This is a genomic window from Sphingomonas pituitosa NBRC 102491, assembly GCF_001598435.1.
Taxonomy (GTDB): Bacteria; Pseudomonadota; Alphaproteobacteria; order Sphingomonadales; family Sphingomonadaceae; genus Sphingomonas; species Sphingomonas pituitosa.
The window spans coordinates 1-11,488 of the sequence record NZ_BCYY01000017.1; the positions used below are offsets into that span (position 1 = coordinate 1).

Below are 11,488 nucleotides of genomic sequence, written 5' to 3' on the forward strand. Positions count from 1 at the left end.
CCCGTCGAAGAACAGCCTGACCACCGGCACGCTCCACGCCGGCGACCTCGGGAACCGGGAGACCTGGGACGCCAGCCAGACCTCGATCGGCGGCGGCATCGGCGGGATCAAGGCGGGCAAGCCTCGCAGCAGGGCGCCACGCCGCTGCCGGGGATGCCGATCAAGGGCATCGGCACGGTGAGCGCGACGCCGCCGATGGCGATGGGGGCGAGCGGCGACCAGTCCGGTACGACCTGGTCGGCGATCGCGAACGGCACGATCACGATCACCTCGGGCGACGCCGCCAGCGCCGCGCTCGCCCAGACGATCAGTCGTGACACCAGCGGCGCCAATGCCGGCGCGCTGGTCCAGCAGTTCGACGAGGCCAAGCGCCAGGACATCGCCCAGGGCTTCCAAGCGGCGCAGACGCTGGCGGCGGAGACGACTGCGTTCCTGAGTAGCCAGGCGTCCAAGGCCGACAAATGGACCAGGGAGCATCCCAACGAGGATCCGAAGTCCAACCCCTATGCGATCTGGGGTGCCGGTGGCGCCGGGCGGCTTGTGCTCACGGCGATCAACGGCGCTGCCGGATCGGACGTCGCCGGCTCGCTGACCAGTCTCGTGCAGGGAGCGGCGGTCAACGTGCTGCAGGGCCTGGCGACGAGCAAGGTCAAGGACATCGCCGACAAGCTCCGTAGCGAAAAGGCCCGCGCCGCGCTGCAGGGGCGGGTCGGCTGTGCCGGCAGCGCCGCAGGGGGCTCGGGCGACCGTGCCAGCGGGGCGATGGGGGCGGCCGCAAGCGTCGTGCTCAACAACCTGCTAGCGTCCATCGACCAGAAGGCGTCCGAAACGATCTCGGTGGACGCGCAGGGCGCTGTCGTGCGCACCTACACGCAGCAGGAGCAGCAGGCACGCAGCAACCTGGTCGGTGCCCTCGTGGCCGCCATCGCGCAGACAGCCGGGCTCGACACGCAAGCTGCCACCCTTTCCGCGCAGGTCGAGACGCAGAACAACGCGTCCAAGAACGTCTCGAGCCCCGGGGGCACGGTGAAGATATGCACCGTCGGCGACAATGCGTGCGCAGGCGCGCATCCCTTGAACACCTGGAAGCATGGTACCAAGGCCGAGCAGGAGCGCTGGAACGCGTTCGCGGAGCTATATCCGGGGGCAAGCGACGAGCAGATCATCGCGGCGATGGACCGCTTCTATGATGCTGCGCGGGCCAAAATCGCGGACCCTAAGGCGCCGACGCTGACGGAGGCGCAGGCGATCGCGCAGGTCAAGCAGGACGATGTAGCCGGACAACGGCAGGCGGATGCGTGGCTCTGCAACGGAAATACGCCGTTTCTGTGTGCGGTTCAGAGCGTCAATGCTTTCAACCAGACGCCGACCGGGGTGCGACTGGTCGGCGGTATGCAGTTGGTCGGCGGGGGACTTGAGGCGCTAGGAGGCGTCGCCACGATCGCCGCAGGCGCCGCCTCTTGTCCGGAAAGTCTGGGTCTGGGTTGCGGAGGTGTTGTCCTTGGTGTCGCGTCTATCGGCATGGGGGGTGATCAGGCGGTGTCCGGGCTGCGCGCGTTGTGGAGCGGTACGCCAGTAGGGACACTTGGTGGATATGGACTTTCTGCTGCCAGCGGGATGTCCCGGGCAGAGGCGGAGGCTTGGTATGGCCAGGCAAACATGGTGGTGGGCTTTGCGTCGGCTGGCTTCGCAAATGCTGCCGAGCTTTCTGCACTGGCTAATGTCAGGAATGGCTACGTCTATAGCGTTGCCGCAAAGGGTGTTCCCACCGACGGGTTGGCATTTGAACTAAAGTATCTGGACCGCCATATTGAGGGCGCAGCGCAAGCTAATCGGATGCTTAGGAAGGGCGAAGCGGTTCACGTTTTCGAAACGAAAACAGCAGCAGGCGATGTTGCTCAGGCGATAATTGAACGCGGGGAATACACCGGCAGTCGCGGAGGTTTTGATCGCTACGGCCTTCAATTTGATGCTCCAATTGGCTATCGGATTGCGCCGGAAGGTAGCCGGATTCCATTGTCATACGGTCAGCTTAAAGTCAGACCGGATGGAATGTATCATGTCATTCCTAGAACGGGGCCAGGTCAATGAGTGAATATGCGTGGTATGAAGTTTGGGCCGATGACACTGCGCGGCCGCCATATATCTTACTCTTGCTCGGGAACGATTCGAAGCAATTGTTTGACATTTACGACCCTGGTGAAAGGTCTATGCAACATTCTGCAAGCTCATATCAAGACGCTATGTTCTGGCTGACAGAAGACGAGTACACGAAAGTAGATGGAAGGATGGATATCGAATAAGTCTCAAAGGATTTGTTCGCCGTAGTATTAAGGTATTGGTTATTGAAATACGCGGCGTGATCTTATTGTTAAAGATTGGGGCGAGATGGGGAAAATTTTTCTACGAACTCAATAGAACTGTTTATGCGCGCGCGGGTAGCCAAATATTATTTTCGTAGTGAGTGATGTTGGCGGATGCATGGCCTGGCTTTGGTGCTCCAACACTCCGCGATATACTCTTTCAGAGATTTTAGATTGAGGGTGGTGGCTTGGTAGTCGCCAGCTCATCCGCACGGCCACTTGGCTAAAGATCGTCCATCATCAGCTTGGCGGCGAAGCGGATCCGCGCCAGTGCATCCTGCGCGCCTATGACAACATGCCCGACGTCGCGCGCCCGGCGTTCGTCTAGCGTTTCGCCGGGCGGATCTACGCCTTGGGCAATCTCTCGAATGGCAACCAGCATGGGAATTACGGTGACAGTTTACTAAATACCCGAATTTCATTTTGCTTTGGGGTCGGGCTTGTGCGCTGCTAGCGTTCCCCGGTGCGCGCACCGGCCGGCGCGACCTTCGGCATCTCCAGGTCGAGCGCGACCAACACCACGCACGACGAGACGGTGGTCGGCAGCGCGGTGCACGGCCGCGACGTGACGATCGTCGCCAACGGCACCGGCACCGGCGGCACGATCGACGTTCGCGGTTCCACCGTCGATGCCGCGCGCGACCTCACCCTCGCGGCGAACGGCGCCATCACGCTGGCGGCGGCGACCGAGGAGGACCGCCAGAGCGGCAGCGCCAGGAGCAGCGGCTTCACGCTGGCGGTCACCTCGGAGATCACGCTCAACAAGAGCGGCGAAGGCGTGGAAAGCGCGACAAGCCCAGTGGGCGGCTCTCCTGGAAATCCAGCGCAGCGGCAAGGCGCCCGCGGTTGGCGTCAGCAACTATGGCCGGCATCACCTGGAAGAGATCGCTGCGGCCGGGCTGGAGATGCCCGCGGTGAACCAGATCGAGCTCAATCCCTGGTCCCAGAAACCCGATCTGATCGCCCATATGCGCGACCAAGGCATCTTCCCGATGGCCTATAGCAGCCTTGCGCCGCTCTCCACCTGGCGCGTCGAACCCGGCCAGGACAGCGCCAAGACCGCGGATACGAAGCGGGACGATGCGGTCTTCTCGGCGATGGCAACCAAGTACGGAACCACCGAGGCCCAGCTTCTGCTGCGATGGGGCATCCAGAAGGGCTATGCCGTGCTGCCGAAGAGCCTGAACGTGGCGCAGATGCAGCAGAACCTGGCGCTGGCCGGCTTCGCCATCGATGCAGGCGACATGGCCGTGCTGGAAGGGCTCGACCGCGGGTTCGGCGTCGCGTGGTCCGTCGGCGATCCCGTCGGGATGAAGTAGGGCGGCAGTGCGGGGCGGTCGGATTCCGGCAGGAATCCGGTTGCGTCGGCCGCCGCCGCACCCTCGTAACGCTCGGGAACTGCGCCAGAAGGCAGTTCAACGATGCCTGCAGGCTATAGGCCTGTGCGCGCAAAGCATGAGCACAGCTCATCGCCTCATCAAGGCGGCGCGGGACTGATGAAGCCGGTGCCGGAGCGTATAAACGGCATGCAGGATCCGGCGGCATTCGCGAGCCGAGATAAATCGAAAGCAAGGTCATGGATTTTTCAGAGCAGAACGGCAATGTCGCCACGAACCACGAAGAGGCGCGTTTTCGACGTCGAACGATGCTGAAGATGTCCGGCATCGGGCTCGCTGCCGCTGGTGTTTCCTCGATCGCCGATATCAGCAATGCGGAGGCGGTGACGATGTCAGCCGAATGGGACAAGCTATTTCCCCGGAGCGACAAGGTCGATCACCAGAAGGTCAGCTTCCAGAATCGCTACGGCATCACGCTCGTAGGCGATCTATACCTGCCCAGGCGCCGCGGTAGCGAGCGCCTGCCGGCAATCGTGGTCGGCGGGCCCTTCGGTGCGGTGAAGGAGCAGTCCTCGGGTCTCTATGCGCAGACCATGGCCGAACGCGGTTTCGCCACGCTGGCTTTCGATCCGTCCTACACCGGCGAAAGTGGTGGAGCGCCCCGCAACGTCGCGTCGCCCGATATCAACACCGAAGACTTTAGTGCTGCCGTGGACTGCCTCGGCTTGCGGCGCGAGGTTGATCGCGAGCGGATCGGCATGATCGGCATCTGCGGCTGGGGCGGCATGGCGTTGAATGCAGTCGCGGTCGACAAGCGGGTCAGGGCTGTCGCGGCCGTCACGATGTACGACATGACCCGCCTCATGGCGAAGGGGTACAACGACAGCGTGACCCTGGAACAGCGCACGCAGGTGCTGGAGCGTCTGGGCCGGCAACGATGGGCTGACGCCGAGAAGGGCGCGCCGGCCTATGGTCCACCGATGAACATACTGAAGGGCGGCGAACCGCAATTCGTGATCGACTATCACGATTACTACATGACGCCGCGCGGCTATCACAAGCGAGCGATCAACTCGGGCAATTCTGGGACGATCACGACGCCGCTATCGTTCATGAACATGCCGCTGCTGACGTACATCAAGGAGATATCGCCGCGGCCCATCCTTTTCGTTCATGGCGAAAAGGCCCATTCGCGATATTTCAGCGAAACCGCGTACGCGAATGCGGCAGAGCCCAAGGAACTGGTGATCGTACCGAATGCCGTCCACACCGACCTGTACGACAAAGTGGACGTGATCCCGTTCGACAAGCTGACGGCGTTCTTCACCCAGCATCTGGCAGTGTGATCTTTGGGCTCGTAAACTTGGAAGCGGCCTGTTGTTGAGGAACAGGTCGCCGTCTCCAGGCTGGCTATAGCAAGACGGCACAGGCCCGCACCTCGCCGTGATCGAGGAGGCCAGCTTGCCCGCTCAACCAAGGTTGGGCGGGTGTGCACCTGCCAGATCGATCCCGCCTGGCGCGCGCCGTTGCAGGATTGATCGACTATCCCCTTCAAGAATGAAACGAGCGCGCCGCGCACCATTTCCGGCCGCCTGAACCGCCGAGCGATCACCGGGGGCGAACAGATCGCGGATAGCGAGAAGGGGCGGTCCTCCTTGCCGAACGCCGCCCACCATTGCATGCGGTCTGTGGCCCTTTCGCGATCTGCGGATCGACGTCGTTGCCGCGAACCCAGGCAGTCGCAACGCCCGCCGCGCAGCTCGAATCGTGCAAAACGTCTCAATCACCCTCCACCGCGTCTCAAAGCGCGCCGCGTGTCTTGACGGGATCGGCGCGTGCTTGCCTTGCAGGCGCGGGGCAACAGAAAGCGGGGGGGGCATGATGCCTAGCGGGGGTAAGGCATCATCGAACGCGGCAGTGGCCCGGCCGGGGGTGGTGGCCGGTCGTTTGAAGAAGGAACGTGGCACGACCTAGCGTGTGCGTCGCCCAGTGGCAGGCGCTGCGTCGTCCGCGGAACCCTTGCCCCCTCGAAGCCCCGGGCGCGGCGATGGTGCCGTGCCCATCCTATCGTCGGTACGAGAGAACGAGGCATGTCGATGCGACGCCGTGGCGCGATGGCACAACCTGTAATGGATGCGCCGCATTCAACCGAGAGGCGGCGTCGCCGCCTGCTGCTGTGTGCCACCATCCTGGGTGGGGCCGTTCCCGTGGCCGCGCACGCCCAGACCGCGCCGGCGGGCGCCACGCTGCCGTCCGGGGGGACGGTGGTGTCCGGGCAGGCGTCGATTTCCCAGGCGGGCGGGGCGCTCGCGATCCACCAGTCGGGGGATCGCGCGATCATCGACTGGACCGATTTTTCGATCGGCGAACAGGCGAGCGTGGTGTTCAACAACGGTTCGGGTGCGACCCTGAACCGGGTTTCTGGCGGGTCGGTATCGACCATCGACGGGCTGCTCCGCGCCACCGGATCGGTGTATCTGGTCAATCCGAACGGCATCGTCATCGGCGCGCGCGGGGTGGTGGAAACCGGCGGCAGCTTCATCGCGTCGACGCTGGATCTGCCCGACGCGGCGTTCCTCGGCGGCGGCAGCATGACCTTCGCCGGCACGTCGCGCGCGCGGGTCGTCAACCTCGGCAAGGTCGGCGCACTGGGCGGGAACGTCGCGCTGATCGGCGCGATCGTCGAAAATCGCGGGAGCGTATCCGCGGCGAACGGCACCGCCGGGCTGATCGCCGGCAGCAAGGTGCTGATCCGCGACGGCGCCCATGACGGCGGGGGGCTGTTCTCCGTCCTCTATGGCGACGCTTCGACCAGCGCCGCCAATGGCGGTGCGATCGATGCCGCCAATGTCGAGCTGCGCGCGCAGCAGGGGAACGTCTATGCCCTGGCGGGGAACACCGCCGGCACGATCAATGCCACCGGCGTGCGCACCGGCGACGGCAAGGTCTGGCTGGTCAGCGAAGCCGGCACCACGGCGGTCGCCGGCGCGATCCGCGCACGGGGAGCGAGCGGATCGGCGGGGGCGATCGAAACGTCCGGCCATCTGCTCCATATCGGCAATTCGAGCATCGACGCGCAGGGCGGCACCTGGCTGATCGACCCCGAGGACCTGATCGTCGACAGCGCCGCGGCGACGACGATCAACGGCACGCTCGGCAACAACACCAGCGTGACGCTGACCACCACGGCCGGCGGTGCCAGCGCCTATGGCAACGGCGCAAGCAGCGGCGCGGGCGACATTCTGGTCAATTCCGGCCTGTCGTGGAACACCGGGGCTACGCTCACGCTCGATTCCTACCACGGCATCGCGGTCAACGCGAACATCGCGGTCAACGGATCGGGATCGGTGGTGCTCCGGACCAATAATGGCGGCAACGGCGGCGACCTCACCTTTGCCCGCGGTAGTTCGATCGCCTTTGCCGATGGGAATGGCGGGCAGTCGCTCACCATCGACGGGACCGCCTATTCGCTCCTCTACTCCTGGGGCGATCTGCAGGCGATCAGCGGGCGGAGCGGCGCCTTCGCGCTGGCGCACGACCTGCAGCCGGCAGGGTTTACTGCCGCCGCCGTGACCAGTTTGAACGGCACGCTAGAGGGGCTGGGGCACGCCCTAGATATGTCGATCTCGCCGCACAACATCTCCGATGTCGGCCTGATCGGCACCATCAACAGCGGCGCGGTGGCGCGGGATCTGGTCGTTTCCGCGACGGTGCTCGACTGGTCGACCAACGGCAGCAGCCGGATGGGCGTGCTGGCCGGGACCAACAACGGCACGATCCAGAACGTCGCCACCGCCGGCTCGGTAATGACGGGCGATGGCGATAATATCGGCGGACTGGTCGGGAGGAACACCGGCGTCCTCCGCAATACGTCGTCGAGCGCGTCCGTGACCGGCGACAACGCCGTGGGCGGGCTTGTCGGCCAGAACCTCGGCCAGATCAGCGCGTCCTACGCCACCGGCGATCCCTGGGGCGCCTACCGGGTGGGGGGCCTTGTCGGAGAGGGTCTGGGCGGATCCATCACCGATTCCTATGCGACCGGCCCGGTCATCGCGAATCGCTATTATGTGACGAGTTCGAACGGCACCTTTGCGGCGACCCCCTATGCGGGGGGGCTGGTCGGCCTCAACTACGGCACGGTCACCCGCTCCTTCGCGACGGGGAGCGTAAGTGGATCGAGCTATGTGGGCGGCCTCGTCGGTGCGCAGATGCTGGGATCGATCAGCATGGCCTACGCTACCGGTGAGGTGACCGCGTTTTCGATCGCCGGCGGGCTGGTCGGCAGCCAACGCTATGACTCGACGATCCGCGACAGCTATTCGACGTCGGCCGTAAAGGGCGACGATACGCTGGGCGGCCTGGTGGGCTATTCGACCGGACCGATCGAAAATTCCTACGCCCTCGGAAAGGTGACGGCGACAAGTCTCATCAGTATCGGCGGCGTGGCTGGTTTTACCGGTGGCATCGACCAGATGACCGGCGTTCGCTGGGATGTGTCGAGCACGGGGCAGTCCCGGGCGGTCGGCGATCAGATACCCGTTACCGGCGCCAGCGCCATGGGTGGCAGTTCGGTCATGAAGGCCTCTACGTACGAGGGCTGGGACCTCGATACGACTGGCGGCCAGTCCACCGTGTGGCGCATCTATGAAGGCTCGACCGCGCCGCTGCTCAAGGCGTTCCTCAAGACGGCGAACGTCACCCCGGGGGGCGGGGCGTCCGCCAGCGTGGTCTATGACGGCACCAACCAGGCCGGCCGTATCACCACGACGGTGCTCGACCAGCGCGGGAATGCCGTGGATGCAGCGAAGATCCTCGGCACCGCCAGCTTCGCCTGTTCGGGCGGGGACGCCTCCTGTTCGAACGTCGGCAGCTACGGCGTTCGCGTGACGGGCGGGCTGTATTCGACGCAGTCCGGCTATGACCTGGTGTTCTCCAACGCACAGGCCAGCCTTGCCATCACCCCCCGCCCGCTCACGGTGAGCACAAACTTCGGCACGATGGTCTATGGCGATGCCGTTCCGACGCTGACCTACGCGTCGGGCGGCCTGGTCAACGGCGACACGCTGAGCGGGGCGCTGACGACAGCTGCGAGCTCGGCGAGCGGGGTCGGCAGCTATGCGATCGGCCAGGGCACGCTGAGCGCGGGGGCGAACTATGCGTTGAGCTTCTTCGGCGCGAACCTGTCGGTCACCCCGCGCCCGTTGGCGGTAACCGCGAACGACGGCACGATGGTCTATGGCGATGCCGCGCCCACGCTGACCTACGCGGTGGGCGGAAGCGGCCTGGTCAACGGCGATACGCTGAGCGGCACGCTGGCCACCGCTGCGGGCGCGACGAGCGGTACCGGCAGCTACGCGATCGGCCCCGGCACCCTGACTGGGGGCGCGAATTATGCGCTGAGCTTCACCGGCGGGACCATGTCCGTCACCGCGCGTCCGCTGACGGTGACCGCGAACGACCGCACGATGGTCTATGGCGAGAACCTGCCGACGCTCGGCTACACGATCGGCGGAGGCGGGCTGGTCAATGGCGACACGCTGAGCGGCGCGCTGGCCACCAGCGCGAGCGCGACGAGCGCGGTCGGCAGCTATGCGATCGGCCAGGGCAGCCTGGCGGCGAGCGCGAACTATGCGCTGAGCTTCACCGGCGGCAGCATGTCGGTCACTCGCCGTACGGTGGCGGTGACGGCGACCGATCGCACGATGGTGTATGGCGAGAGCCTGCCGGCGCTCACCTATTCGGTAGGGGCGGCGGGCAGCGGCACCGGCCTCATCAATGGTGACATGCTGAGCGGCGCGCTGTCGACGGGGGCGAGTGCGACCGCTGCGGTCGGCAGCTACACGATCGGGCAGGGCAGCCTGACGGCGAGTTCGAACTACACGCTGGACTTCACCGGCGCGAGCGTGTCGGTCACCCCGCGTCCGCTGGCGGTGAGCGCGACCGATCGCACCATGGTGTATGGCGAAGCCCTGCCGTTGCTGACCTATGCGGTGGGAGCCACCGCGACCGGGACCGGCCTGGTCAACGGCGATACGCTGAGCGGGGTGCTGACGACGGCTGCAAGCGCGGCGAGCGGTGTTGGCAGCTATGCGATCGGCCAGGGATCGCTGAGCGCGGGGGGCAACTACGCGCTGCGTTTCACCGGCGCGAACGTATCGGTGACCGCGCGGCCGCTGACGGTGACCGCGAACGACCGGACGATGGTCTACGGCGATGCCGCGCCCATGCTGACCTACGCGGTGGGCGGAAGCGGGCTGGTGAACGGCGACACGCTGAGCGGCGCGCTTGCCACCGCCGCGAGCGCGACGAGCGGGATCGGCAGCTATGCGATCGCCCTTGGCACGCTGAGCGCGGGCGCGAACTACGCGGTTAGCTTCACCGGCGCGAACGTTTCGGTCACCGCGCGGCCGCTGACGGTTACGGCGACCGACCGAACGATGGTCTATGGCGATGCCGTGCCGACGCTGAGCTACGCGGTGGGCGGAAGCGGGCTGGTCAACGGCGACACGTTGAGCGGCGCGCTCGCCAGCGCAGCCAGCGCGACGAGCGGGATCGGCAGCTATGCGGTCGGCCTCGGCACGCTGAGCGCGGGTGCGAACTACGCGGTTAGCTTCTCCGGCGCGAACGTTTCGGTCACCGCGCGGCCGCTGACGGTGACGGCGAACGACCGAACGATGGTCTATGGCGATGCCGCGCCGACGTTGACCTACGCGGTGGGCGGAAGCGGGCTGGTCAACGGCGATACGCTGCACGGCGCGCTGGCCACCGCTGCAGGCCAGGCAAGCGGGGTCGGCGGCTACGCGATCGGCCAGGGCACGCTGCGTGCGGATGCCAACTACACGCTGGACTTCACCGGCGGGACCCTCTCGATAACCCAGCGTGCGCTGGTCGTGACGGCGAACGACCGCGCCATGGTCTATGGCGACGGCCTGCCGGCGCTCACCTATTCCGTGGGCGCGACGGGCAGCGGCACCGGCCTGATCCAGGGCGACACGCTGAGCGGCGCGCTGACCACGGCTGCGACCGCGGCGAGCGGTGTCGGCAACTATGCGATCGGCCAGGGTACGCTGAGCGCGGGCGGGAACTACGCGGTCAGCTTCACCGGCGGGACCGTGTCGGTCACCCCGCGTCCGCTGGCGGTGACTGCGAATGACCGGACGATGGTCTATGGCGATGCCGCGCCCACGCTGACCTTTGCGGTGGGCGGGGGCGGACTGGTCAACGGCGATACGCTGCGCGGCGCGCTTGCCAGCGCAGCAAGTGCGACGAGCGGTGTCGGCAGTTATGCGATCGGCCTGGGTACGCTGGGTGCCGGGCCGAACTATGCGCTCAGCTTCACCGGCGGGCGCGTGGCGGTCACGCCGCGCCCGCTCACCATCGTCGCGGAGGACCAGGTCAAGCTGGTGGGGGCGAGGCTCGATCTCGGCGGTTCGGCGTTCCAGGCGATCGGGCTCGTCAATGGCGATCGGGTCGACGCGGTGCGGCTGGCCAGCGACGGGGCGGCCGCGGACGCGCCGTTCGCATCGAGCCCCTATGCCATCACCGTCTCCGACGCGGTGGGGGCGCGGCTGTCCAACTACGCGATCACCTATCAATCCGCGCCGACCGGCCTGACCCTGCGCGCGCCAGACGTGCGGCCCAGCCCCATCACGATCCGGCTGGCGGGCGACGTGGTGCCGGCCGGAAACCCGTTCGGGATGACCGGCGCCGTCCCGGTGCGCCGGCAGGACGGTGCCGTCGCGATGCCGCGGTGGCCGAGCATCTTCTTCAGGCAGCAGAACTGATCCC

6 protein-coding genes and 1 pseudogene are annotated in these 11,488 nt (G+C 66.0%); 6 read left to right on the forward strand and 1 reads right to left on the reverse strand.

The window, feature by feature from the left end; all coding sequences use genetic code 11:
- Both SPI01S_RS22900 and SPI01S_RS14115 read left to right on the forward strand, forming a co-directional pair.
- A partial coding sequence (locus tag SPI01S_RS22900) for a hypothetical protein (RefSeq protein WP_218017616.1) occupies positions 1–181 on the forward strand: 181 nt, incomplete at its 5' end.
- Positions 154–2,091: a DUF6972 family protein gene (locus SPI01S_RS14115; RefSeq protein WP_066723687.1), complete on the forward strand. Its 1,938-nt coding sequence runs from the start codon at positions 154–156 to the stop codon at positions 2,089–2,091. The genes SPI01S_RS22900 and SPI01S_RS14115, both read left to right, overlap by 28 nt.
- Positions 2,092–2,586: 495 nt before the next feature.
- Here SPI01S_RS14115 and SPI01S_RS22345 read toward each other — a convergent pair whose 3' ends face one another.
- Positions 2,587–2,745 carry a hypothetical protein gene (locus SPI01S_RS22345; protein WP_157084699.1) on the reverse strand — a complete coding sequence of 53 codons (159 nt, stop codon included), beginning with the start codon at positions 2,743–2,745 and terminating at the stop codon, positions 2,587–2,589.
- Between the two features lie 153 nt (positions 2,746–2,898).
- Between SPI01S_RS22345 and SPI01S_RS23370 the strand changes: the two are divergent.
- The 4 genes and pseudogenes from SPI01S_RS23370 to SPI01S_RS14135 form a co-directional block, all read left to right on the forward strand.
- A pseudogene (locus SPI01S_RS23370) lies at positions 2,899–3,081 on the forward strand (hemagglutinin repeat-containing protein); the annotation flags it as partial.
- The gene (locus tag SPI01S_RS14125; protein WP_373278318.1) at positions 2,993–3,682 is read left to right on the forward strand and encodes an aldo/keto reductase; all 690 of its coding nucleotides are present in this window, start codon (positions 2,993–2,995) and stop codon (positions 3,680–3,682) included. The pseudogene SPI01S_RS23370 and the gene SPI01S_RS14125, both read left to right, overlap by 89 nt.
- Before the next feature lie 257 nt (positions 3,683–3,939).
- Positions 3,940–5,046 carry an alpha/beta hydrolase gene (locus tag SPI01S_RS14130; RefSeq protein ID WP_066723694.1) on the forward strand — a complete coding sequence of 369 codons (1,107 nt, stop codon included), beginning with the start codon at positions 3,940–3,942 and terminating at the stop codon, positions 5,044–5,046.
- Between the two features lie 861 nt (positions 5,047–5,907).
- Complete coding sequence (locus tag SPI01S_RS14135) at positions 5,908–11,484, forward strand: beta strand repeat-containing protein (RefSeq protein WP_169804516.1); 5,577 nt, start codon at positions 5,908–5,910, stop codon at positions 11,482–11,484.
- Positions 11,485–11,488 lie beyond the last annotated feature (4 nt).

Bases quoted from the DNA above. Each gene is read 5' to 3' on its own strand.
- SPI01S_RS14115 (WP_066723687.1), top strand. From the start codon at position 154: ATGCCGATCAAGGGCATCGGCACGGTGAGCGCGACGCCGCCGATGGCG.
- SPI01S_RS14130 (WP_066723694.1), top strand. From the start codon at position 3,940: ATGGATTTTTCAGAGCAGAACGGCAATGTCGCCACGAACCACGAAGAG.
- SPI01S_RS22345 (WP_157084699.1), bottom strand. From the start codon at position 2,745: ATGCTGGTTGCCATTCGAGAGATTGCCCAAGGCGTAGATCCGCCCGGC.
- SPI01S_RS14125 (WP_373278318.1), top strand. From the start codon at position 2,993: ATGCCGCGCGCGACCTCACCCTCGCGGCGAACGGCGCCATCACGCTGG.